This is a genomic window from Streptomyces fractus (assembly GCF_049844455.1).
Classification (GTDB): domain Bacteria; phylum Actinomycetota; class Actinomycetes; order Streptomycetales; family Streptomycetaceae; genus Streptomyces; species Streptomyces fractus.
This window is the reverse complement of the sequence record NZ_JBMYHI010000002.1, coordinates 2,480,032-2,503,565: the sequence shown is the minus strand read 5'-3', so window position 1 is coordinate 2,503,565 and position 23,534 is coordinate 2,480,032. Positions and strand designations below refer to the sequence as shown.

Here is a 23,534-nt window from a genome sequence, read left to right as displayed (position 1 = left end):
GGGATCCCGGGCAATTCAAGCCCCGCCGGCGACAACTAAAGCCCCGCCGGCGATTGAGGCGCGGGGCCCGGGGCAGAGCCCCGCGACCTCGGCCCGCTCGACCGCCCGTGTCGGCGCGGCACCGGTCGGCGCGGCACCGGTCGGCGCGGCACCGGTCAGCCCCGCCCCGGTCCGCGCCGCGCCAACCGCACCGCCAGGTCGAACGCGTTCTGGATCGACCCCGTGTTCGCGGCCCCCCGCCCCACCAGGTCGAACGCAGTGCCATGCGCGGGCGTGCAGATCGGGATCGGCAGCCCGCCCGCGATGGTCACCCCACCGTCGAACCCCATCAGCTTCATCGCGATCTGCCCCTGGTCGTGGTACATCGTGAGCACCCCGTCGAACTCCCCGGCCCGCGCCTTCAGGAAGATCGTGTCCGAGGGGAACGGCCCGCTCACGTCGAGCCCGGACTCGCGCAGGCCGCCGATCGCGGGCGTGATGATGTCCAGCTCGTGGCGGCCGAAGTGGCCGTTCTCGCCCGCGTGCGGATTGAGCGCGCACACCCCGATGCGGGGCGCCTCGACGCCCGCGCCGCGCAGCACCCGGTCCAGGAGTCGGCCCGCCGCGCTCACCCGCTCGTACGTGATCCCGGCGGCGACGTCCGCGATGGACACGTGCGAGGTGACGCGGGCGGTCCAGAGACCGGGCACCACGTTCAGCTCGGAGGTGAAGGAGTCGACGCCCAAATCCTCCTCGAACCACCGCAGTTCATCGCTCTGCGTCATCCCGGCCAGATGCAGCGAGGACTTGTTGAGCGGCGCGAACAGCATCGCGCCGACCTCCCCCGCCCGCGCCAGATCGAGCCCCGTCTTCAGCCGGCCGAGCGCCCAGCGCCCGCCCTCCGCCGTCGCCGCCTTGCGCTGGAAACCGCCCTCCGGGCGCCCCACGGCGGGCGGTGCCGGGTGCAGCAACTCCCGCGCCCAGCCCAGGTCGACGCCCGCGTCCTCACCCGCCGAGCGGAGCTCCTCCTCGTCGGCGAGGAGGACGAGGTCCGCGGATGCGCGGGTCCTCGGGTCGGACAGCAGTCGGGCCACCAGCTCGGGCCCGATCCCGGCCGGATCACCGAACGTGACGGCCACACGCGGCAGTTCAGAGGTCTGCGTACTCATGAGGTCTTCTCCGGAGTCTTGGTCTCGGCGGCCGGCGCTGCGGCCTCGGGGACGGTACGGGCCCGGCGCAGCCGCCGCGTCACCGGCGGTCCTGCCACCAGCACCAGGGCGAGCAGCAGGATCGTCACGGCGGCCGGGCTGTGCAGGATGAGCAGCGAGTTCTCGCCGGACAGCGCCGACGTCTGCACCAGCGCCTTCTCGAACAGCGGGCCGATGACCAGGCCGAGGACGAGCGGGGCCACGGGGAAGTTCAGCCGCTTCATCGCGTAGCCGACGAGCCCGAAGAACAGCACGATCCAGATGCTGAACATGCTGTTCTTCACCGAGTACGCGCCGATCAGCGAGGTCACGATGATCAGCGGGTACAGGAACGCGTAACGCACGCGCAGGAGTTGGGCGAAGACCGGCGCGAGCGGCAGGTTGAGGATCAGGAGCAGGAGGTTGCCGATGAAGAAGGAGACCAGCAGGCCCCACACCAGCTCCGGCTGGTTCTCGAAGAGCAGCGGGCCCGGCTGGATGCCGTAGACGAGGAACGCGCCGAGGAGTACGGCCGTCGTCGCGCCGCCGGGGACGCCGAGGACGAGGGTCGGCACGAAGTTGGCGTTGGAGGCGGAGTTGGTGGCCGCGTCCGGGGCGACGACGCCCTCGATGGCGCCCGTGCCGAGCTGCCCCCGGTTGCGGGAGAACCGCTTCTCCGCCCCGTACGCCATGAACGACGCGAGCGTCGTGCCCGCGCCCGGCAGGCAGCCGAGCAGGAAGCCGAGGACGGTGCCGCGCGCGGTGGGCGCGGCGGCCCGCTTGAGGTCCTCCTTGGTGAGGAGCAGATCGCGGAAGCGGGCGCGGATCGGCTCGGCCATGCCGATGTGCAGCTGGTTGAGCAGCTCGCCGATCGCGAACAGCCCGATCATGACCTCGACGAACGGGATGCCGCCGAACAGGTCGATCTGTCCGAACGTGTAGCGGGGTGTGCCGCTGCCGCCGTCCACACCCACGCAGCCGATCAGCACCCCCGTGAGCCCGAGCGCCATGCCGAGCAGCAGATTGCGCCCCGAGAAGACGACGATCGTGCACAGGCCGAGGATCATCACGGCGAGCATCTCCGGCGGCCCGAAGTCGAGCGCCAGGTTCGCGAAGAACGGGGCCACCGCCATCAGCGCGACCAGTGACACCATCGCCGAGACGAACGCGCCGAGCGCCGAGATCGCGAGCGCGGGCCCGGCTCTCCCGGCGCGTGCCATGCGATAGCCGTCGAGGGTGCTGACCACCGATGACGCCTCGCCGGGTGTCGCGATGAGGATCGCGGTGATCGTCGCCCCGAACTGGGCGCCGTGGTAGATCCCGGCCAGCATGATCAGCGCGGTGAGCGGCGAGAAGGTGAGCGTGACGGGAATGAGGATGGCCACGCCGGTCGCCGAGCCGAGGCCCGGCAGAATGCCGATGACGGTGCCGAGCAGCACGCCGACGAAGCACCACAGCACGTTCTCGGGGCTGAGCGCGGCACCGAATCCGGTGACGAGATGGTCGATCACAGCTGGCTCCAGACGGCGGGGTCGAAGAGACCGAACGGCAGCGGAATGCCGAGGATCGTGACGAACAGCAGGTAGGAGACCGCGAACACGAGCACGGCCACGAGCACGCTGCGCCCGAGCGGCTGGCGCTCCACGACCGCCGTGAGGAACAGGGTCATCAGGGTCAGCGCGGGCAGCAGCCCGAGGAACGGCACGAGCAGCGCGGTGACCACCATCGTCACCACGACCACGATCAGCTTCGTGCGGACCCGCCGCGCCTCATCGGCGCTCACCTCGGCGGCCTCCTCGACGTGCCCGTCGCCCTCCAACACCGAGCCGGTACGCAGTTCCTGACGGACCAGCAGCAGTCCGAGAACGGTGAGCAGCAGCCCGGCCGTGCGCGGCATCACGCCCGCGCCGATCGTGCCGTCCTCCGGCTGGGTCCACGGGTAGGCGAAGGAGCCCGCGAAGAACAGGGCGCCGAGCGCGGTCAGCGTGCCGTACGCGAGGAGGACGGGGCGGCGCGCCCGCGCAGGAGTGGGAGTAGGGGTGGTCACTTGAGGTCCTCCTTCACCTGGGCGTCGTACTGCTTGAGATACGCGGCGAACGCCGGCCCGCTGCGATGGGCGGGCGTGAGCATGTCGGCCTTCAGGTACTCGTGGTACGCCTTCGACCGCATGGCCCGATCCAGCGCCCTGATCCAGTACCTGCGCTGTACGTCGTCGATCCCGGCGGGCGCGAACACCCCGCGCCACAGGGTGACTTCGGCGTCCAGGCCCTGCTCCTTGGCGGTCGGGACCTTGCCGAGCACCGGGTCGTCGTAACGCTTCGCGGTCATGGTGCACAGCGCCTTCATGTCACCGCTCTGCAGGTACGGCTTCGCCGAGGAGGCGCTGGAGGGCGCGATGTCGATCTGCTTGCCGAGCAGCCCGGTCAGCACCTCACCGGTCGACCCGTACGGCACGACCCCGAACTTCCCGCCCTGCTTCTTGAACTTGCCGATCACCAGCGCGTCCGCGCCCGTCTTGCCGCTCGACCCGGTGACGACACGCTTCTCGCGCGCGGCCCGCACCACGTCAGGGCAGGTCTTGTACGGGGAGTCCTTGCGGGCCACGACGATGCGGGAGTCCTCCGCGAACATCATCAGCGGCGTGAACGACTTGTAGGTGAACGGCACGTCGTACACGAGCGGAAGCGTGTTGAGGGCGCCCTCCGCGACGAGCAGCGCGTTGCCGTTGCCCTTCTCCGCGAGGAAGCCGGCCCAGCCGACGGCTCCCGAACCGCCTTCCTTGTTCTCGACGTTGACGTGGTAGCCGCCGTCGAGCTCATTGAGCCCCTGGGCCATCACGCGCGCCGAGCGGTCACTGCCGCCGCCCGGCGCGAACGCGACGAGCGCGGAGACCGAACCGCGCGGGTGCCAGTCCTTCGGCACCTCGGGCGTGGCGTTGAGCAAGGTGCACGAGGTGAGTGCGGTGACCAGTGCCGTGGCTCCGGCGAGACGGCGTGCCGCACGCGGTGGTGACGTCATCGTCGACCTTCCTGCGGATCCGAGATCCTATGGGATATGGCCGCGACCGTAGGTGCGTCGAAGGAGCCATGACAAGAGGCGTGCGTGAATTGCCGTCACGCGGGCGGAAGTTGATCCCCCGGACTCGCCGTGTCGCGCCGCGCCGCGCCGCTACGCGTCGTCGAGCGAGCGCCGCTCGACACCCTCCAGGTGCGTGCGCATCGCGTGGGCCGGCGCCTCGGGATCGCCCGACTCGAAAGCGGCCAGGATCGCCGTGTGCTCGGCGATGGCCTGGTCGATGTCGAACGTGCCGTGGTCGACGGTCTGCCGCATCCGGTGCACGTGCGCGCTCAGCGACTCGGCCATCGCCGCCATGAACCGGTTCTGCGCCGCCTGGATGATCAGCAGGTGGAACGCCCAGTCGGCGGCGAAGTATTCGCGCAGGTCGGAGTTGTCCGCGGTGGTCGCGTCCCCGCCGCGCAGCTTGCGCACGTGGTGCGCCGCGAGCACATGCCGGGCGTGCGCGGCCCGCAGCTCCGGCACCAGGTCCTCGGTGTGCGCGACGGCCCGCTCCACCGCGCCGAGCTCCAACATGATGCGGGCGTCGAAGAGTTCGGTGACCTGCTCGGGGGAGAGCGGCGGCGCCACCTTGTACCCCTTGAGCGCGACCCGGTTGACCAGCCCCGTGTGCTCCATCTGAACGAGGGCCTCACGCACGGGAGTTGGCGACACGCCCAGCTCGCGGGCGAGCGAGTCGATACCGAGGGAGGAGCCGGGCGGCGTCGAGCCGTCGAGCAGCTTCTCCAGGATCGCGTCGTAGACCCCGTCGCGCAGCGCGCGGCGTGCCACGAGGGGGGAGCCGGTGCTCTGCGGGTGGGTGCTCTTCGGGCTCATCTCGCCGTCCAGGTTATCCGAGGGGAGGTGCGGACAGTCTGTCGCAGACCGAATAGATCCTATAGGGTCTACGATTCAAAAGGGATTGTCAGCGTGGATCGCCCGGCCGACGAGGGAGTCGCCCATGCCCCGCACCGCACAAGTCGCCCCACCCGCACCGCCGTTCCGCTCGGCCCGTGACTGGCCCATCGGAGCCGCCCTCCTCCAGTTCCCCGACGTCCACGACGCGCCCGCGGAGCAATGGGCTTCCGTCCTCGACGAGGTCGCCGTCGAGGGCTTCGACCACGTCGACCTCACCGACAGCTGGGTGCGCCCCGGCGACCTCGACGCCGACCGCAGGGACGAACTCGCCCGCACACTCAAGGAGTCGGGACTCGGCGTCACCGCGATATCCGCGATCCGCCGCAGCGTCATCGACCCCGACGAGGGTGCGGCCCGCGCCCACCTCGCGTACCTCCTGCGCACGATCGACGCGGCGGCCGACCTCGGCATCGGCGTCGTATCGGTGGGTCTGCACCGGGAGTTGACGCAGATGCAGCAAGAGGCTCTGTGGTTCTGGCACGAGCCCGGGGCCACCGACCCGATCGGCGACTTCCGCACCTGGGAACTGGCCGTCACCCGCCTGCGCGAACTCGGCGAACGCGCGGCCCGCTACGGGATACGCCTCTCGCTCGAAATGTACGAGGACACCTACCTCGGCACCGCGGACAGCGCGGTGTCCCTGGTCACCGACATCGGTCTCCCGAACGTCGGCCTCAACCCCGACATCGGCAACCTCGTCCGGCTGCACCGCCCCGTCGAGGACTGGCGTTCCATGCTGGAGAAGACCCTCCCGCACACCAACTACTGGCACATCAAGAACTATTACCGCGACCACGACCTGGCCACCGGCGCCTACTTCACCCACCCCGCGCCCTGCGAGGGCGGCCTGATCGACTACCGGCGCGCCCTCTCCATGGCCCTGGAGGCCGGCTTCGACGGCCCGATCTGCGTCGAGCACTACGGCGGCGACGGCCTGGGCGTCTCGGCCGCCAACCGCGACTACCTGCGCCGCGTCCTGCGCGCCCGCCTCGACCGCGCGGGCCGCCGCGCCACCACCACGTACGAGCAGGAGGACAGCGCGTGACCCGCTGGATCGGGACCAGCTTCAAGATGACCAAGACCCGTTCCGAGGCCGCGAGTTACGCGGCGCGCGTACGAGCCGCGGTCGGTGACGGCATCGACGGGGTGCGGCCCTTCCTGATCCCCTCGGCGACCGCCGTCTCCGTCGTCGCCGACACCCTCGGCCCCGGCTCGCCCGTCCTGACCGGCGTGCAGAACGCCCACTGGGACGACGCGGGTGCCTGGACCGGCGAGATCTCGGTGCCGCAGGCCGCCGACGCGGGCGCCCGACTCGTCGAGATCGGGCACTCGGAGCGGCGCGCCCACTTCGCCGAGACCGACGACACGGTCCGCCTCAAGACGGCGGCGGCCCTGCGCCACGGCCTCACCCCGCTGGTCTGCGTCGGCGAGGACGCGGCGGCCAGGGACGCGGGGCGCGGCGCCGACGTCGTACGCGCGCAGGCCGAGGCGGCGCTCGAAGGACAGTCGGACCCGGGCGCGGTGCTGCTCGCCTACGAACCGGTCTGGGCGATCGGCGAACGCGGCAGGCCGCCCCGCCCCGAGGAGATCGCCCCCGCACTCGCGGCCCTCGCCGAACTCCCGGTACGCGCCGTGCTGTACGGAGGCTCGGTCGACCTGGCGAACGCGCCGTGGCTCCTGGAACTCCCGGGCGTACAGGGCCTGTTCGTGGGACGCGCGGCATGGGACGTGGAGACGTTCCTGAAGCTGCTCGCGCTGGGACTGTGACGGCTGACGACGACGGAGTCGCTGTTTCACGTCACAGTCCCCTTCACGTCACACGTCCCCTTCGCCTCACACATCCCCTCGCCTCACCGTCCCCTTCACGTCACCGTTCAGGTGCGGACTCCCGCGCCGACGCCACCGCGGGTGCGATCGAGTGCGGAAGCAGGTCGCGCGGGTCGTCCGGCAGCAGCACCCGCACGTCCGCGTCGTCCGCGAAGCGGTACGGGCGGTGCGCGAGGAGGGCGCCGAGGTAGCGGCGGACGCGGGACATCTCGGCGCGCACCGTCACCGTGCGGCTCGGGTCGCCGAACAGATCCTCGGCCAGCGCGGAGGCGCTGCGTCCCGCCGGGTGCAGCGCCAGGACGTACAGCAACTCGGCGTGCCGCGGGCTCAGTTCGTGGGTCCAGGTGGCCGCCGCCCCGGACACCTCCAGGGACCAGCGGCGCGGGCGGCTCACGTCGAGCGCGATACGGGTCGCGCCCAGCGGCCGCGGCTCCTCGTCCACCATCAGGAGCCAGCCCCCGGGCAACGGCGTCACGCTGCAGGCCCCGAGCGCCGGCACCCAGGCGCAGCCCTCCACGAGGGACTTGGGCAGCGCGACCCGGTCCACCGGCGGCATCCCGGTGACCGCAGCCGTCCAGCCGTACGGGTCGACCGCGAGCGCCCGCCCGCTCATCCGGGCGAGCACCGGCGCGGCGACCGAACGCAGCCGCTCCAGGCCTCCCTGCAACTGTTCGCGCAGCCGGGCCTCGGCGAGCTGCGCCACCGAGTGCACCCACGACAGCGTCGCCGGATGCATCGTGTCCATCGGCCCGCTGACGTCGACGACCCCGAGGACCCGCCCGTCGCGCGGATCCGTCACCGGGGCGCCCGTGCATATCCACGGGTGCTGAGACTGCACGAAGTGCTCGGCGGAGAAGACCTGTACGGGACGGCGGGCCACCAGCGGCGTGCCGATCCCGTTGGTGCCGACGACGTCCTCCGCCCAGTGCGCGCCCAGTTCGAAGCCGAGCTTGTCGGCCATGCGCAGCACGCCGGGGTGCCCCTCACGCCACAGGATCCGGCCGTCGGCGTCGCTGATCACCATGATGTGCTGCGCCGCGTCGGCCACCGACACCAGCGCCTCGCGCAGCATCGGAAGGAGTGGGAGGAGCGGTGAGGCCTGCCGCCGCTCCTCCAACTCCTCGGCGGTGAGCAGCCACGCCCGGACGTCGTGGTCCGGGTCCACGCCGTCCCGCAGCATCCGCTGCCAGGAGTCACCTATCACCGGCCGGGGCCGTACCCGCGGCCGCAGTCCCGAGAGCGTGGCATCGCGTACGCCCTTGAGCAGGCGGGACGAGTGCGCCACGTCCATGGCGGACAACCGTTTGAGGTCGATCGTCGAATCCTTGTTCATGCCGGAAACCTCGGTTGTGGGGAGTTGCGTCCATCCTGCACCGAGAACCCGCGCGGGCGTGGGCCTTCCCGAGGAACGTTGCAACCCCCTGCAACCCTGGTGAACAACCGTGCGGAGTTTGAAGATGGGAGCAACGCCGCCGATGCGGCGTTCGAGCTCCCCTGGGGGGCCTGATGCGCGGGGATGGTGCCGTGTCGGCGCAGCACCATCCCCGCGTCATTCGGTGAACGGACGTCACTCGGTGAACGGACGTCACTTAGTGAACGGCCCGGATCAGCCGACCGGCTGAGGTCGCGCCCGTTCCGCCAGCGCCGACAGGTCGAGCGTGTGCGGCAGCGTGCCGAACCCCGCGCCCCTGTCGCCCCCGAACCGCCCCGCGCAGAACGCGTCCGCGACGTCGTCGGGCCCGTACCGCACCAGCAGCGAACCCTGGAGCACCAGCGCGATCCGCTCCACGAGCCGGCGCGCCCGCGTCTCGATGCCGTCCAGGTCGCCGAGTTCGGTCAGCAGGTCCTTCACCGCCGCGTCGAGCCGGTGATCTGCGCCGCGCGCCTTGCCGACCTCGATCAGGAACGCGTTGAGCGCCTGCGGCTCCCGCTGCAACGCCCGCAGGACATCCAGGGCCTGGACGTTGCCCGCGCCCTCCCAGATCGAGTTCAGCGGCGACTCGCGCAGCAGCCGCGGCATGCCGGACTCCTCCACGTACCCGTTGCCGCCGAGGCATTCGAGGGCCTCCGTCACCAGCGGCGTGCAGCGCTTCGTCACCCAGTACTTGGCCGCGGGCAGCGCGAGCCGCAGGAAGGCGTGCTCCCCGTCCTCGTACGCCGCCGCGAGCCGCAGCGCGAGCGTCGTCGCGGCCTCCGACTCCAGGGCCAGATCCGCCAATACGTTGCTCATCAGCGGCTTGTCGGCCAGCTTCGCGCCGAACGCCTCGCGGTACGCGCAGTGGTGGGTCGCCTGCGCCACGGCCTGCCGCATCAGGGCCGCGGAGCCGAGCACGCAGTCGAGCCGGGTCGCCGACACCATCTCGATGATGGTGCGCACCCCGCGCCCCTCCTCGCCGACCCGGCGCGCCCACGTCCCGTCGAACTCGACCTCGGCCGACGCGTTGGACCGGTTGCCCAGCTTGTCCTTCAGGCGCTGGAGGGCGAACGCATTGCGCGTTCCGTCCTCCAGGACGCGTGGCACGAGGAAACACGTGAGTCCCCCGGCGGCCTGCGCGAGCACCAGGAAACCGTCCGACATCGGCGCACTGCAGAACCACTTGTGGCCGGTGAGCGTGTACGTCCCGTCCCCGGACAGCGGTACCGCGCGTGTCGTATTGGCCTGTACGTCGCTGCCGCCCTGCTTCTCCGTCATCGCCATGCCGAAGAGCACTCCGGCCTTCTGCCCCGCGGGCCGCAGCCCGGAGTCGTAGACCGCGGACGTCAGCCGGGGCTCCCACTCGGCGGCGAGCTCCGGCTCGGCGCGCAGCGCGGGCACCGCAGCGTGCGTCATCGACAGCGGGCACAGGTGTCCCGCCTCCACCTGGGACCACACCAGGAACGCGGCGGCGCGCCGCAGATGACCTCCCGGCCGCGTCCACGCGGACGTGAGCCCCGCCGACACACCCTTGCCGAGCAGCCGGTGCCACGCCGGATGGAACTCCACCTCGTCGATCCGGTGGCCGTAGCGGTCGTGGGTGCGAAGGCGCGGCGGGTTCGCGTTCGCGAGCCGGCCCCACTCCTGGGCCTGCATCGACCCCGCGGTGCGACCGAGAAGTGTGAGGTCCGCGAGGGTCTCGTCCAGAAGTGCCGGGTCCAGATGCCGCTTCAGACCCTGCGTCAGGGCGTGGTCGGCGGAGAAGACGTCGTATCCCGAGAGCGGAGGGACCTGGTTAGTGACGGTATGCGTGCTGCCTGCCATGTCTGCCGAACCTACCCGCGCCACCGCAAACCCCACCACAGGCCGGGCCTGACGTCGGACGCCGCCCCTCCCGGCGGATACCGTTGAGTCGTGCAGCCAGCAAGTGAATCCCCCGAGCCGCCGTCCGGACGTCTTCACCGGGTGCGTGTCCTCTATCACAACGTCTCGAAACGGAAGACGGCCTGGCTGCTGCTCAAGGACACCGTCAACTCGTGCATGGAGTACCGCATCCTGGGCCTCGCGGCCGAGGCGGCGTTCTTCACCCTCCTGTCGGTGCCGCCGCTGCTGCTGTCCCTGGTGGGGCTGCTCGCCTACGTCGACACCTGGACCGGCGCCGACACCATCGCGGGCGTCCGCGACAACATCCTGGAGGCCTCCCGCACGGTCCTCACCGACCAGGGCGTGAAGGAGATCGCACAGCCGATTCTGGACGACGTCATCAAGGGCGGCAGGCCCGACGTCATCTCCATCGGCTTCCTGCTCTCGCTCTGGTCGGGCTCGCGCGCGGTGTCGACGTTCGTGGACACGGTGACCGTGATGTACGGACTCGACGGCGTACGCGGCATCGTGAAGACGCGGCTGCTCGCCTTCCTGCTCTTCCTGGTGGGGCTCGTCGTCGGCGCGATCGCGCTGCCGCTGATGATCGCGGGCCCGGACGCGGTGATCGGCCTCGTGCCCTGGTCCCAGTCCCTCGTGCAGATCTTCTACTGGCCCGTGGTCCTCGTCCTGTCCATCGCGTTCCTCACGACGCTGTACCACGTGTCCGTGCCGGTGCGCTCGCCGTGGATCGAGGACGTGCCGGGCGCTCTCGTGGCGCTCGCGATGTGGATCCCCGGCAGTTTCCTGCTGCGTCTCTACCTCACCAACACCATCGAGGGCCCGACGATCTACGGCTCCCTCGCCGCGCCGGTCGCCGTGCTGCTGTGGATCGGCGTCTCGGCGTTCGCGGTGCTCGTCGGCGCCGCGGTGAACGCCGCGATCGACCGGGTGTGGCCGTCGGTCGCGACGGGGGCGGCGCGCGCCGCGAACGAGCGTGTCCGCACGGCGGCCGCCGCCCAGCAGGTGGCGCGGGCGGCAGCCCTGGACCTCCCGGACGACGACGAGGAGCTGGAGGACGGCGACGACCCGGGCATGCCGTCCGAGTTCCCGGAGCGCTGGTCGAAGTTCCTGCCCCCGGAGGACGTCACGTCCCGCCTGCGCACGCACGCCCGCAAGAACGGTGACGGGTCGGAGGACGAGGAGGAGTGACCGGGGCCCGGGTGGGGCCCCGGCCGGCCGTCTACTTCCAGGCGCCTGCCGCCGCCTCCCGCTCCGCGAACTCCCCGAACGTGCGCGGCCCGCGCCCGAGAACCCGCCGTACGTCACCGGTGACCGAGGCGTTCCGCCCGTCGAGCAGCGTCGCGAACAGGTCCACCAGGAACGCCACTTCCTCCTCCGGCACCCCGAACCCGCCGAGCACGGCCCCGTACTCCCGCACCGGAACCGGGACATAGCGCTTCTCGGTCCCGGTGGCCGCCGCGACGGCCGCGAGCGCCTCGCCCCACGTCAGCAGCGCGGGCCCGGTGAGCTCCAGGACCTCGCCGGCGTACCGCTCCGAGGGCTCACGTAGTACGGCCACCGCGACCTCCGCGATGTCCGTCGCGTCGATGAACGGCTCGCGCAGCGCCCCCGGAGCCGCGAACGCCAGTTCCCCGCCGCGCACCTGGTCCGCGAGCGGCCCCTCGCTGAAGTTCTGCTGGAACCAGGCGCACCGCAGCACCGTCCACTCCGCCCCCGACGCCCGCAGCGCCTCCTCGGCGGGCAACGCCTGGTCCTCGCCGCGCGCCGACAGCAGCACGAGCCGCCGCGCCCCGAGTTCCACCGCCCGCCGCGCCAGCGCGCCCACCAGGTCCGCGGCGTCCGGCGCCCCGATGTCCGTGGGGAAGGCCAGATACGCCCCGTCGGCGCCGCGCAGCGCCCCGTCCCAGGTCCCGGGCTCCTCCCAGTCGAACCGCGTCGCGCCCGACCGGGAGGCCGCCCGCACGCTCAGCCCCGCGGCGCGCGCCGCGTCGGCGACCCGGCGCCCCGTACGACCGGTGGCCCCGGTCACCAGCACCGTCCGTGTGTTCCGCTCCGTCTGTGTCATGCCTCCACTCAACTGCCGCGCGCCGCCCACCGGCATCGCCGAGCCGCTCACCGCCATACGCGTCCGTCTACGCTGCCCCCATGGACGTACTCGCAGGGCTCCTCGAAGGGCCGAGGGCGCGCGGGGCTTTCGTGATCCGGGCCTGTTTCGAGCCGCCGTGGGCCGTGCGGATCGCCGACGAGGCGCCGCTCTCCGTGATGATCATGGTGGAGGGCGAGGCGTGGATCGTGCCGGAGGGGGACGGGGGTAAGCCCCGGCCCGTCCGCCCCGGCGACATCGCGATCGCCCGCGGCCCCGCCCCGTACGTCTGCTGCGACGACCCGGCCACCGAGCCGCGCGCCGAGATCGGCCCGGGACAGGACTGCCGCCCGCTGGGCCCCGCGCACGTCGGCCGCTACCGGGACCTCGGCGTACGGGAGTGGGGCGAGTCGCCGGACGCCCCGGCGAAGATGCTCATCGGCACGTACCAGCTGCGCGGCGAGCTGACCGCACGCCTCCTCGACGCGCTGCCCGCGCTGCTCGTGCTGCCCACCGAGGTGTGGCGGTGCCCGTTCACCCCGCTGCTCGCGGAGGAGATCGTGCGCGACGAGCCGGGGCAGGACGTCGTCCTCGACCGCCTCCTCGACCTGCTGCTCATCGCCTCCCTGCGCGCCTGGTTCTCCCGTCCCGAGGCCGACGCGCCCGCCTGGTACCGGGCGATGGGCGACCCGGTCGTGGGCGCCGCGCTGCGGCTCGTCCAGGACGAGCCGGCCCACCCCTGGACGGTCGCCGAACTCGCCGGGCGGGCCGGGGTCTCGCGCGCCGCGCTCGCCCGCCGCTTCACGGAACTGGTGGGCGAGCCACCGATGACGTACCTGACCGGCTGGCGCCTCGCGCTCGCCGCGGACCTGCTGCGCGAGGGCGGGGCGACGGTCGCGGCGATCGCCCGGCGCGTCGGGTACGGCAGCGCGTTCGCCCTGTCCACCGCGTTCAAGCGGGAGTACGGGGTGAGCCCGCAGGAGTACCGGACATGACCGGGAGCTACGCGGAGCGGGCGGCGGCGCGGGTGCCGGGGGCGACGGTGTGGACCCGGACGGTGGCGCGCGGCGGGGGAGCGGCCTCCCCGGTCCTGCCCGACGGCTGCATGGACCTGATCTGGAGCGAGGGCCGGCTCTTCGTCGCGGGACCCGACACCCGCGCCCACCCCACGGGCCCGGGCGAGGGCCGCCGCTACGCGGGCATCCGCTTCGCCCCCGGTACGGCGCCCGGGTACCTCGGCGTACCGGCCCACGAACTGCGGGACACCCGCGTCGAGTTGGCGGACCTGTGGCGCGGGGGAGAGGCCCGGCGGCTGACCGAACGGCTGGACGCCTCCGCCGACCCGGCGGCCGACCTCGAAGCCCTGGCGGCCCGCCTCGCCCACGCCGCGGGGCCGCCCGATCCCCTCCTCACCCATGTGGCGCGGGCGCTCGACGCGGGCCGCACCGTCACGGCCGTCGCCGTCGAGACGGGCCTCGGCGCCCGCACCCTGCACCGCCGCTCGCTGGCCGCGTTCGGGTACGGCCCCAAGACCCTGGCCCGCGTCCTGCGCCTCCAGCGGGCCCTCGCGCTCGCCCGTGCCGGCGTCCCGTTCGCCGACGCGGCGGCCCGTGCCGGATACGCGGACCAGGCCCATCTGGCGCGGGACGTAAGGGAGTTGACGGGAACGACACTCGGCCGACTGCTGGTATAGCTCACGCGAGCGGCGCGAACAGGTCCACCTGGTTCCCGTCCGGGTCGAGCACGACGGCGTACCGCTGCCCCCACGGCGCGTCCCACGGCTTGGCCTCGCCGTGGTGTCCCGCCCCGGTCAGCTCCTCGTACGCGGCGTCGACCCCCGCTGCGTCGCCGCAGTGGAACGCGAGCGTGACGCGGCCCCGGCCGCGCTCCCCGGCGCCCGGGTCCGGATCGAACATCAGCCGGATCCCGCCCGCCAACTCCGCTTCCACGTGCGGGAGTTGCTCGGAGCCCTCGGGGAACGTGAGGCCGAGGCGGCGGTAGAAGGCCAGCGAGGCGGCCAGATCGGTGGCGGCGACGCCGATGGCGTCCATACGGATACGGTTCTCGTTCATGCGGCCCACGGTAGGCAGCGGCCCCGCGGCCGGTCTTGTACGAAACGGACACCGCGCGTCTCCTTGTGCGCGACCCGAAACCGCCGTACACGAGGCATATGGCCTATAACGAAACGCTTGTAGCGACCGCGCGGCCCGCGAGCCCGGTCACGTTGGAAACCGACTACGATCCCGCCCCCTCCCGCTGGCTGTGGCTCGTGAAGTGGCTGCTCGCGCTGCCGCACTACCTCGTCCTGGCCGTGCTCTTCATCGCCTTCGTCCTCGTCACCGTGATCGCCTGGTTCGCGATCCTCATCACGGCCCGCTATCCGCGCGCCCTCTTCGACTTCAACCTCGGTGTGCTGCGCTGGAGTTGGCGCGTCACCTACTACTCGTACGGAACGCTCGGCACCGACCGCTACCCGCCGTTCACGCTCGGCCCGGCCCCCGACTATCCGGCGCGCCTCGACATCGCCTACCCCGAGCAGCTCTCGCGCGGCCTGGTCCTGGTCAAGTCGTGGCTGCTCGTGCTGCCCCAACTCCTCATCGTGTCGCTGCTCGTGGGCGGCTCCAGCGCGACGGGCGGCGTCGTCGGCGTGCTCACCTTCTTCGCCGCCGTGGCCCTGCTCTTCACGGGCGTGTACCCGCGCGGCATGTACGACTTCAACATCGGCCTGCACCGGTGGGCGGCGCGGGTGTCGGCGTACGCGGTGCTGATGACGGACACGTATCCGCCGTTCCGGCTCGACCAGGGGGAGCGTGAGCCTCAGTAACATCCGGGCGGCGGCACGCCGAGGACCCGGCGGAGTTCCGGCACCCCGCGTACCGGTCGGGCCGCGTCCGGATCGCCGACCACGACCACCCGGCCCCACCGTCCGGGTCATCGCGTACGCAGACGATTCCTCGTACGAGGGGGCGGCCATGGGCGGCGACCACCCGCTGGTGTGGTGCAGGGACCCGGCGCCGCCGTCGGCATCGGGCCGGACCTCGCTGGGAGCGATCCACTGGGCGGCACGCCGCCTCTAGGTCCTGGGCGCTAGCGGCCGAGCGCCGCCCCGATCCCCGCCACGGCCCCCGGTCCGACCCGGCAGCAGCCGCCGATGAGCCGGGCCCCGGCGTCCCGCCACGCGGTCACCTGGTCCGGCGTGAACGTGGCACGGCCCGCCCAGGCGCGCGCCTCGGCGTCCCACTCCTCGCCGCTGTTGGGGTAGACGACGACGGGCTTGCCGGTGACGCGGGCGGCGATACGCACCGCGGCCTCCACGTCCTGCGGTGCGCAGCAGTTGACGCCCACCGCGGCGATCTCCTCGGTGTCCGCCGCAACCGCGAACGCCTCCTCCAGGGGCTGCCCGGCGCGCGTACGGGTCCCGTCCACGCTGTACGACAGCCAGGCCGGCACCCCGAGCCCGCGCACCGCCCGCACCAGCGCCCGCGCCTCGTCCGCGTCGGGCACGGTCTCCAGCGCGAACGCGTCGGGCGCGGCCCCGGCCAGCACCTCGAGCCGCGGCCGATGAAAGGCGTAGAGCCCCTCCTCGGTCAGCCCGTACCGCCCTCGGTACTCCGACCCGTCGGCGAGCATCGCCCCGTACGGCCCCGCGGACGCGGCCACCCACAGGGGCCGCCGGACGTCGGCCTCCCGGGCCGCCTCGCGCGCCAACTCCACGCTGGACGCGATGAGTTCGGCCGCCCGCTCCCGCCCGACGCCACGCCGCGCGAACCCTTCAAAGGTGGCCTGATAGCTGGCCGTGATGGCGACATCGGCGCCGGCCTCGTAGTACGCGCGATGCGCGGCGACGATCGCCTCCGGCTCCTCGGCGAGCAACCGCGCCGACCACAGCTCGTCACTCAGGTCGTGCCCGGCGGCCTCCAACTGGTTGGAGAGACCACCGTCGAGAACGAGCGGGTGGGCGGCGAGGGTTTCCGTGCTGCTGAACATGGTGTCGACGTTAATGGACGGGCCATCGGGCGACCGGACGGGCTTGGGCCGGCCGGTGAGCGGTTTTGGAGCGCACGCTTCATAACGTGTTAGCGTCATGCGGGCGGAGGTGATCGGTCGCCGCCGCTCCAGTTATGAAGCGTGCGTTCCAAAACGGGAGCGCGCCCGCGCGCGAAAAAAGGAGGGGATCCGTGCCGCTCGCCGTCTACGTCCTGGGCTTCGGTATTTTCACGCAGGGCACATCCGAGTTCATGCTCTCCGGGCTGCTCCCGGGCATGGCCGCCGACCTGGGCGTCTCCATCCCCGACGCGGGGCTGCTCATTTCCGCCTTCGCGCTCGGCATGGTGGTCGGGGCGCCGCTGCTCGCCGTCGCGACGCTGCGGCTGCCGCGCCGCACCACGCTCGTCGGGCTCCAGGCCGTCTTCGTGGCGGCGCATGTCGTGGGCGCGCTGGCCCCCGGCTACGGTCTGCTGTTCGCGACCCGGGTGATCGGCGCCCTCGCGTACGCCGGGTTCTGGGCAGTGGCCGTGGCCACCGCGGTCGCCCTCGTGCCGGTGAGCGCCAAGAGTCGCGCGGTCGCGGTGATCGCGGGAGGCCTCACTCTCGCCACGATCGTGGGTGTTCCCGCCGGGACGGTCCTGAGCCAGCACGCCAGTTGGCGCGCAGCGTTCTGGGCGGTGGCCGCGGCGACCGTGGTCAGCCTCGTGTGCACGCGCCTTGTGGTGCCGGCAGACCGTGGCGCGGACGGTGCGGGGCGGGACCGCTCGGTCCGGGCGGAACTGCGCGGAATGGCCCGCCCCGCCCTCTGGCTGTCCTACGCCATCACCGCCTTCACCTTCGGCGCGGTCATCGTGACCTTCAGCTATCTGGCCCCGCTGCTCACCGACGTCACCGGGATCCCCGACGCCTGGGTGCCCGCACTGCTCGCACTGTTCGGCGTGGGTGGACTGCTCGGCCTCTTCGTCGGCGGCCGCACCGCGCAGGCCGCTCCGCTGGCCACGCTCGGCTGGGGGCTCGCGGCCCTCGCCGTGACCTCGGTGCTGCTCGCGATGACCGCGCAGGCGACAGCGGTGGTCGTCGCCCTCGTGTTCCTGCTCGGCGCGGCCGGATACGTCACCAATCCGGCCCTTCAGTCCCGCGTGTTCACGCTCGCGCCCGACGCGCCCACCCTCGTCGGCGCCACCAACACGGCGGCGTTCAACGTGGGCAACACCCTCGCCCCGCTCCTCGGTGGCCTCGCGATCGACGCCGGCTTCGGGTACGCGTCCGTGGCGTGGGTGGGGGCGGGACTCGCGGCGGCGGGCCTGGTGGGAGTCGTGTGGGCGGCCCGTCTGGAGCGGGCGCGGAGTTTTGTATCAGTACTCCAAAACTCGTAGGGTAGCGGTATGGCGAGGCCAAGACAGTTCGACGAGGAACGGGCCATCGGCGCGGCGATGGACACGTTCTGGCGGCACGGGTACGAGGGGGCGTCGACGCGCGCCCTGTGCGACAGCACTGGGCTCGGCCCCTCCAGCCTCTACAACACCTTCGGCGGCAAGCGGCAGTTGTACCTGCGCGCCCTGGAGCGCTACCACGCCACCGCCACTGCCGAGCAGCTGGAGATCCTGGCGGGCCCGGGTCCGGCGAGCGGACGGCTGCGCGCCCTGATGGTGCACGCCGTCGACACCGACCTCGCGTCCGCCGAGGCGGATCCGCACGGCTGCTTCGCCATCAACGCCGCGATCGAGGCGGCGGCGCACGACCCCGACGTCAAGCAGGTGGTGCGCCGCACCTTCGAACGGGTCGAGGGCGCGATCCGCACGGTCGTGGCGGCGGGGCAGGGCGACGGTGAGTTCCGGACGGACGTCGACGCGCGCACGCTGGCCCACCACGTGCAGAGCGCGTACTACGGTCTGCGGGTCCTCAGCCGGGTCCAGGACCGCCGCACCCTCCTGTCGACGGTCCGCGCGACGCTGGCCACGCTGGGCGCCGCCCCGGCGCAGGTCATTACGGCCGCACCGTGAGGACGAGCTTTCCGGTCACCCGGCCCGTGTCGCCCTCCGCGTGGGCCTTGGCGGCCTCGGCCAGCGGGTACGTGTCGGAGACGTGCACGGACATCCGCCCGGACGTGGCCAGGTCGGTGACCGCGCGCATGCCCGCCTGATCGTGCTCGACGAGCATCGCGGTGGCCCGCACCCCCAACTCGTCGGCGCGCGCGGTGACTTCGTCGAAATCGACGCCCAGGAGCGAGACCAGGATGCCGCCCGGCCTCAGCACCTCCAGGGAGCGCAGCCGGTCCTCGCCGCCGAGGGTGTCGAGGACCACGTCGATGTCGCCGGTCTCGGCCACGAAGTCCGCGGTGCGGTAGTCGATGACCTCGTCGGCGCCCAGGCCCCGCACGAACTCGTGCTTCGCGGCCGACGCCGTCCCGATGACGTACGCGCCGCGCGCCTTGGCGATCTGCACCGCCACATGCCCCACGCCACCGGCCGCCGCGTGCACCAACACCCGCTGCCCCGGCTCCAGTTGAGCGGTGTCGACGAGGGCCTGCCAGGCGGTGAGGCCGACCAGCGGCAGCGCGCCCGCCTCGACGTGGCTCAGCTCCGCGGGCTTCGGTACGAAGGCGCGGGCGGGCCCGGCCACGTACTCGGCGTGGGAACCGGCCCCGTACGGGTACGGCAGCATGCCGAACACCTCGTCGCCCGGCTTGAACAGGGCGACGCCGAACCCGACCGCCTCGACGACCCCGGACACGTCCCAGCCCAGGACGAACGGCGGCTCGCCCAGGAAGAGTCCCGAGCTGCGGTGCTTGTAGTCGGTCGGATTGAGGCCCGCCGCGTGCACGGCGACCACGATCTGCCCGATGCCGGCCTTCGGTCGCGGGACCTCGACCTCCTGGAGCACTTCGGGCGCGCCGAGGGTGTCCTGGCGGATGGCCTTCATGGTGGGGGTCGCGGTGGTGGTGTTGTCGTCGCTCATGTTTCCAGCGTGCGCCACGGGACCGACACCGGCAATGGCAAGATGGCCATCCAGCGATAGGATCGTGCCATGAGCGCCGCAAGTGCCACCCCCGGAAGCCCGCCGCACCGCGTGGTGGTGCTCGCGCTCGACGGGGTCTACCCCTTCGAACTCGGCATCCCCAAGCGGGTCTTCGGCTCGGCGGACGGCGCCTACGAGGTGCTGACCTGCGCCGCGACGGAGACCCGCACCGTACGCACGGACGCCGACTTCACGATCACCGTCGCGCACGGCCCCGAGGCGCTGGAGCGCGCGGACACCGTGATCGTCCCGCCGTTCGACGTAGCGCGCGTCACCGATCCACTGCCCGCCGCCGAACGGACCGCGCTCGCCCGGATCAGGCCCGGCGCCCGCACCGTCTCCATCTGCACGGGAGCGTTCGCGCTCGCCGCGGCCGGGATGCTCGACGGGCGGCGCGCCACCACGCACTGGGCGCTCGCGGACCGCTTCCGCCGGATGTTCCCGCACGTCGACCTCGACCCGGACGTGCTGTTCATCGACGACGGCGACGTACTCACCTCGGCGGGCGCGGCCTCAGGGGTCGATGTCTGCCTGCACCTGGTGCGCTCCGACCACGGCTCGGCGCTCGCCAACTTCGTGGCCAAGTGCTGCGTCGTCCCGCCGTGGCGCGAGGGCGGCCAGGCCCAGTACATCGAGCAGCCCGTGCCCGAGGAGGGCGACAGCGGCACCGCTCCGGCCCGCGCCTGGGCCCTGGAGCGCCTCGACCGGCCGCTCGCCCTGCGGGAGTGGGCCGCGCACGCCCGGATGAGCCCGCGCACCTTCGCCCGCCGCTTCCAGGAGGAGACCGGCACGAGCCCCGGCCGCTGGCTGATCCGCCAGCGCGTGCACAGGGCCCGCCACCTCCTCGAATCCACGGACCTCCCGGTCGACCGCATCGCGGCGGAGGTCGGCTTCGCCACGGGGACGTCGCTGCGCCAGCACCTGCACGCCACGATCGGGGTCACCCCGCAGGCGTACCGCCGCACGTTCCGGGCGGAGCCGCTGGGGGCGAGGTGACTGTGACGGCTGAGCACGGACATACCGTTCTCAGCCGTCACAGTCACCCGGGGCTCACACCCCCTCCGGCCACTCCCACCGCTCCAGATCCCTCAGCCACACCCGCGCGTTGCCGTCGGACGGGGCGCGCCAGTCGCCGCGCGGCGAGAGCGAACCGCCGGCCGAGACCTTCGGGCCGTTCGGCATCGCGGACCGCTTGAACTGCGCGAACTGGAAGAAGCGCCGGCAGAAGTACTCCAGCCAGTGCTTGATCTCCGCGAGGTCGTACGCGCCGCGCTTGTCCTCCGGGAAGCCGGGCGGCCACTCGCCCGCCTCGACATCGCGCCAGGCGTGCCACGCCAGGAACGCGATCTTCGAGGGGCGGAAGCCGTGCCGCAGCACGTAGTAGAGCGTGAAGTCGTGCAGCGCGTACGGGCCGATCTTCGACTCGGTGGACTGCAACTCCTCGCCGGGCACCAGCTCCGGGCTGATCTCCGTGTCGAGGATCGCGGTGAGGATCCTCCCCGCCTCGTCGCCGAACTGGTCGCTGCTCACGACCCAGCGGATGAGGTGCTGGATGAGCGTCTTCGGCACGCCGCCGTTGACGTTGTAGTGGCTCATCTGGTCGCCGACGCCGTACGTGCACCAGCCGAGCGCCAGCTCGGACAGGTCGCCGGTGCCGAGGACGATGCCCCCGCGCTGGTTGGCGAGGCGGAACAGGTAGTCGGTGCGCAGGCCCGCCTGGACGTTCTCGAAGGTGACGTCGTACGCCGGCTCGCCCTGCGAGAACGGGTGGTCCATCTCCTTGAGCATCAGGCGGGCCGTGTCCGTGATGTCCAGTTCGGCGGCCGTGACGCCGAGCGACTTCATGAGGGCGTGCGCGTTCGACTTGGTGTGCTCGCCCGTGGCGAAGCCCGGCATCGTGAAGGCCAGGATGTCGGTGCGCGGCCGGCCCGCCCGGTCCATCGCGCGGGCCGCGACGATCAAGGCGTGCGTCGAGTCGAGGCCGCCCGAGACGCCGATGACGATCTTGGGGCCGCCGATCGCGCCGAGCCGCTGCACCAGGCCCGAGACCTGGATGTTGTACGCCTCGTAGCAGTCCTGCGCGAGGCGCTCGGCGTCGGCCGGGACGAACGGGTAGCGCTCGACGCGGCGCTTGAGGCCCAGGTCGGTGCTCGTGGGCGGGTCCAGGTGGAAGTCCACACGGCGGAAGTCACCGGTGCGCGCGGCGTGCGTGCGGCGGTTGTCGTCGAACGTGCCCATCCGCTGGCGCTCCTGGCGCAGCAGGTCGAGGTCGACGTCGGCGACCGCGTGCTGGTCACCGAGCGGGAAGCGGTCCGTCTCGGCGAGCAGCACCCCGTTCTCGTAGATCATCGTCTGGCCGTCCCACGAGAGGTCGGTCGTCGACTCTCCCGCTCCCGCCGCCGCGTACACGTACGCGCTCAGGCAGCGGGCCGACGCGGAGCGGCACAGCAGCTTGCGGTCCTCGGCGCGGCCGACCGTGATGGGGCTGCCGGAGAGGTTCAGGAGAACCGTCGCGCCGGCGAGGGCGGCCTCCGCGCTGGGCGGCACCGGGACCCACATGTCCTCGCAGATCTCCGCGTGCAGGACCAGTCCCGGCACGTCCTCGGCCGCGAAGAGGAGGTCCGTGCCGAAGGGGACCTCCGTGCCCCCGACCCGGATCGTGCCGCCGCGCTCGTCGTCGCCCGCCGCGATCTGGCGCTTCTCGTAGAACTCCCGGTAGGTGGGGAGGTACGACTTGGGCGCCACGCCGAGGATCCGGCCGCGGTGCACGACGACCGCGCAGTTGTAGATGCGGTTGCGGTGCCGCAGCGGCGCGCCGACCACGAGGACCGGCAGGAGGTCGGCGGAGCCCGTGACGATGTCGGCGAGCGCCTCCTCCACCTCGTCGAGCACCGGGTCCTGGAGCACCAGGTCCTCGATGGAGTAGCCGCACAGCCCCATCTCGGGGAAGAGGGCGACGGCGACCCCGTCCTCCGCACAGCGGCGGCCCTGACGCAGGACGGCCTCCGCGTTGGTGCGCGGGTCGGCGATGGCGGCGTGGCCGGTGCACGCGGCCACGCGCGCGAAACCATGACTGTAGATCGACCGGAAATTCACCTCTCCATGATGTCAACCGGGCCGGGGCGGTGCGCGGCGGGGCCCGTGGGGTGGAGCCGCTTCCGGTGGACCCGTTGGATGCGGCACGATCGGCGGCGTGCCACCTGGAGCCCTCGCGGCTCCCCGAAGTGCCGTCACGTCGGACCACCGGAGGCCCCATGCCCGCCCCTCGCGCCGCCCTGGAAAGCTGGCTGCCCACGCCGTTCACGGCGGCGGGCCGCACCCACGACGTCTACGAGAAGGGGGCGGGCCCCGGCGTCGTCCTGCTCCCCGAGATACCCGGCATCACGCCCGAAGTCCTCGGCCTCGCCGACCACTTGGTGGAGCGCGGCTTCCACGTCGCGATCCCGTCGCTGCTCGGCACGCCGGGTCGCGAGGCGAGCATGGCGTACGCGATGCGGGGGATGGTCCGGATCTGTGTCTCGGCGGAGTTCCGCGCGTTGGCCACGGACGTGCGCCGCCCCGTCGCCGACTACGTACGTGCCCTCGCCCGCGATCTCGACGACCGGACGCCGGGCCCCGGCGTCGGCGTCATCGGGCTCTGTTTCAGCGGCGGGTTCGCGCTGGCGGCGGCCGTGGAGGAGGCGGTCGTCGCCCCGGTCCTCTCCCAGCCGTCGGTGCCGCTGCCCGCCTCCGCGCGGCGGCGCGCGGACCCCGGCGTCTCGCGCGCGGAACTCGCGGCGGTCGTCGACCGCACCGAGAAGTCCGGCCTGTGCCTCCTCGGCCTGCGCTTCAGCGAGGACAAGGTCGCGGCCCGCGAACGCTTCGCGACACTGCGGGCCCACCTCGGCGACGCGTTCGAGGTCATCGAGCTGGATTCGTCGCCCGGCAATCCGGACGGCTTCGGGCGCGGCGCGCACGCCGTGCTCACCGAGGAGGTCCGCGAGACGCCGGACCACGCGGCCTTCGCGGCGCGGGAGCGGGTGGTGGCCTTCCTGACGGAACGCCTCATGTGACGTGTGCGCCGGGTGACGGGGCCGCGGGCGGCGGGCGGCGGGAAATCCGCCGCCCGCGGCAACCTTTCCGACCCCGGTGGCGACCCTCGTGCACGGCGGCCGCTTTTCGCCCCTGCCCCCCAGGGCGGTCG

The 23,534-nt window shown here is 72.4% G+C and carries 22 protein-coding genes; 10 read left to right on the top strand and 12 right to left on the bottom strand.

From position 1 onward, the window contains the following. Positions 1-155: 155 nt before the first annotated feature. The 5 genes from ACP4E5_RS13185 to ACP4E5_RS13165 all read right to left on the bottom strand — a co-directional run bounded on the left by ACP4E5_RS13185 (position 156) and on the right by ACP4E5_RS13165 (position 5,057). Positions 156-1,148, bottom strand: a complete 993-nt coding sequence (locus ACP4E5_RS13185) for a 4-hydroxythreonine-4-phosphate dehydrogenase PdxA (RefSeq protein WP_425828243.1) — start codon at positions 1,146-1,148, stop codon at positions 156-158. Next, positions 1,145-2,677, bottom strand: a complete 1,533-nt coding sequence (locus ACP4E5_RS13180) for a tripartite tricarboxylate transporter permease (RefSeq protein WP_425828241.1) — start codon at positions 2,675-2,677, stop codon at positions 1,145-1,147. Before ACP4E5_RS13180 ends, ACP4E5_RS13185 begins: the two co-directional genes overlap by 4 nt. Next, complete coding sequence (locus ACP4E5_RS13175; RefSeq protein ID WP_425828239.1) at positions 2,674-3,213, bottom strand: tripartite tricarboxylate transporter TctB family protein; 540 nt, start codon at positions 3,211-3,213, stop codon at positions 2,674-2,676. Before ACP4E5_RS13175 ends, ACP4E5_RS13180 begins: the two co-directional genes overlap by 4 nt. Then, a complete protein-coding gene (locus tag ACP4E5_RS13170) occupies positions 3,210-4,184 on the bottom strand; it encodes a tripartite tricarboxylate transporter substrate binding protein (RefSeq protein ID WP_425828237.1) in 975 nt (324 codons plus the stop codon). The genes ACP4E5_RS13175 and ACP4E5_RS13170 overlap by 4 nt, the downstream gene beginning before the upstream one ends. Before the next feature lie 150 nt (positions 4,185-4,334). Further along, positions 4,335-5,057: a GntR family transcriptional regulator gene (locus ACP4E5_RS13165; RefSeq protein ID WP_425828235.1), complete on the bottom strand. Its 723-nt coding sequence runs from the start codon at positions 5,055-5,057 to the stop codon at positions 4,335-4,337. A 124-nt stretch (positions 5,058-5,181) separates the two neighbouring features. Between ACP4E5_RS13165 and ACP4E5_RS13160 the strand changes: the two genes are divergently transcribed. Continuing rightward, positions 5,182-6,183: a sugar phosphate isomerase/epimerase family protein gene (locus tag ACP4E5_RS13160; RefSeq protein ID WP_425828233.1), complete on the top strand. Its 1,002-nt coding sequence runs from the start codon at positions 5,182-5,184 to the stop codon at positions 6,181-6,183. Beyond that, positions 6,180-6,905: a triose-phosphate isomerase gene (locus ACP4E5_RS13155; RefSeq protein ID WP_425828231.1), complete on the top strand. Its 726-nt coding sequence runs from the start codon at positions 6,180-6,182 to the stop codon at positions 6,903-6,905. Before ACP4E5_RS13160 ends, ACP4E5_RS13155 begins: the two co-directional genes overlap by 4 nt. A gap of 100 nt (positions 6,906-7,005) precedes the next feature. Here the strand turns inward: ACP4E5_RS13155 and ACP4E5_RS13150 are convergent, their stop codons facing one another. Then, positions 7,006-8,298 carry a GAF domain-containing protein gene (locus tag ACP4E5_RS13150; protein WP_425828229.1) on the bottom strand — a complete coding sequence of 431 codons (1,293 nt, stop codon included), beginning with the start codon at positions 8,296-8,298 and terminating at the stop codon, positions 7,006-7,008. 273 nt (positions 8,299-8,571) lie between these two features. Beyond that, positions 8,572-10,203, bottom strand: a complete 1,632-nt coding sequence (locus tag ACP4E5_RS13145) for an acyl-CoA dehydrogenase family protein (protein ID WP_425828227.1) — start codon at positions 10,201-10,203, stop codon at positions 8,572-8,574. 90 nt (positions 10,204-10,293) lie between these two features. Here ACP4E5_RS13145 and ACP4E5_RS13140 point away from each other — a divergent pair, with 90 nt between their 5' ends. Beyond that, the gene (locus tag ACP4E5_RS13140; RefSeq protein WP_425828225.1) at positions 10,294-11,451 is read left to right on the top strand and encodes a YihY/virulence factor BrkB family protein; all 1,158 of its coding nucleotides are present in this window, start codon (positions 10,294-10,296) and stop codon (positions 11,449-11,451) included. Positions 11,452-11,482: 31 nt separating this feature from the next. On the opposite strand, the gene ACP4E5_RS13135 is transcribed toward ACP4E5_RS13140, so the two are convergent. Then, positions 11,483-12,328: an NAD(P)H-binding protein gene (locus ACP4E5_RS13135; protein ID WP_425828223.1), complete on the bottom strand. Its 846-nt coding sequence runs from the start codon at positions 12,326-12,328 to the stop codon at positions 11,483-11,485. An 80-nt stretch (positions 12,329-12,408) separates the two neighbouring features. On the opposite strand from ACP4E5_RS13135, the gene ACP4E5_RS13130 reads away from it, so the two are divergent. Together ACP4E5_RS13130 and ACP4E5_RS13125 are read left to right on the top strand one after the other, a co-directional pair. Beyond that, a complete protein-coding gene (locus tag ACP4E5_RS13130; protein WP_425828221.1) occupies positions 12,409-13,341 on the top strand; it encodes a helix-turn-helix transcriptional regulator in 933 nt (310 codons plus the stop codon). Continuing rightward, a complete protein-coding gene (locus tag ACP4E5_RS13125; protein ID WP_425828219.1) occupies positions 13,338-14,039 on the top strand; it encodes a helix-turn-helix domain-containing protein in 702 nt (233 codons plus the stop codon). Before ACP4E5_RS13130 ends, ACP4E5_RS13125 begins: the two co-directional genes overlap by 4 nt. Before the next feature lies 1 nt (position 14,040). Here the strand turns inward: ACP4E5_RS13125 and ACP4E5_RS13120 are convergent, their stop codons facing one another. Continuing rightward, the gene (locus tag ACP4E5_RS13120; RefSeq protein WP_425828217.1) at positions 14,041-14,418 is read right to left on the bottom strand and encodes a VOC family protein; all 378 of its coding nucleotides are present in this window, start codon (positions 14,416-14,418) and stop codon (positions 14,041-14,043) included. Positions 14,419-14,516: 98 nt separating this feature from the next. On the opposite strand from ACP4E5_RS13120, the gene ACP4E5_RS13115 reads away from it, so the two are divergent. Further along, positions 14,517-15,170 (top strand): DUF4389 domain-containing protein, encoded by a 654-nt coding sequence (locus ACP4E5_RS13115; protein ID WP_425828215.1) that lies wholly within the window; start codon positions 14,517-14,519, stop codon positions 15,168-15,170. Between the two features lie 263 nt (positions 15,171-15,433). Here the strand turns inward: ACP4E5_RS13115 and mmuM are convergent, their stop codons facing one another. Continuing rightward, complete coding sequence (mmuM, locus tag ACP4E5_RS13110; RefSeq protein WP_425828213.1) at positions 15,434-16,333, bottom strand: homocysteine S-methyltransferase; 900 nt, start codon at positions 16,331-16,333, stop codon at positions 15,434-15,436. Positions 16,334-16,524: 191 nt separating this feature from the next. On the opposite strand from mmuM, the gene ACP4E5_RS13105 reads away from it, so the two are divergent. Together ACP4E5_RS13105 and ACP4E5_RS13100 are read left to right on the top strand one after the other, a co-directional pair. Further along, complete coding sequence (locus ACP4E5_RS13105; protein WP_425828211.1) at positions 16,525-17,709, top strand: Cmx/CmrA family chloramphenicol efflux MFS transporter; 1,185 nt, start codon at positions 16,525-16,527, stop codon at positions 17,707-17,709. Positions 17,710-17,718: 9 nt separating this feature from the next. Beyond that, positions 17,719-18,336 carry a TetR/AcrR family transcriptional regulator gene (locus ACP4E5_RS13100; protein ID WP_425828209.1) on the top strand — a complete coding sequence of 206 codons (618 nt, stop codon included), beginning with the start codon at positions 17,719-17,721 and terminating at the stop codon, positions 18,334-18,336. Here ACP4E5_RS13100 and ACP4E5_RS13095 read toward each other — a convergent pair. Continuing rightward, positions 18,320-19,291, bottom strand: coding sequence for an NADP-dependent oxidoreductase (locus ACP4E5_RS13095; RefSeq protein ID WP_425828207.1), 972 nt, complete (start codon positions 19,289-19,291; stop codon positions 18,320-18,322). The genes ACP4E5_RS13100 and ACP4E5_RS13095 overlap by 17 nt on opposite strands. A gap of 69 nt (positions 19,292-19,360) precedes the next feature. On the opposite strand from ACP4E5_RS13095, the gene ACP4E5_RS13090 reads away from it, so the two are divergent. Then, on the top strand, positions 19,361-20,347 hold the full coding sequence (locus ACP4E5_RS13090) for a GlxA family transcriptional regulator (RefSeq protein WP_425828205.1): 987 nt from the start codon (positions 19,361-19,363) through the stop codon (positions 20,345-20,347). A 54-nt stretch (positions 20,348-20,401) separates the two neighbouring features. Here ACP4E5_RS13090 and ACP4E5_RS13085 read toward each other — a convergent pair whose 3' ends face one another. Then, positions 20,402-22,447 carry an NAD(+) synthase gene (locus tag ACP4E5_RS13085; protein WP_425828203.1) on the bottom strand — a complete coding sequence of 682 codons (2,046 nt, stop codon included), beginning with the start codon at positions 22,445-22,447 and terminating at the stop codon, positions 20,402-20,404. A 158-nt stretch (positions 22,448-22,605) separates the two neighbouring features. Between ACP4E5_RS13085 and ACP4E5_RS13080 the strand changes: the two genes are divergently transcribed. Beyond that, positions 22,606-23,403 (top strand): dienelactone hydrolase family protein, encoded by a 798-nt coding sequence (locus ACP4E5_RS13080; RefSeq protein ID WP_425828201.1) that lies wholly within the window; start codon positions 22,606-22,608, stop codon positions 23,401-23,403. Positions 23,404-23,534 lie beyond the last annotated feature (131 nt).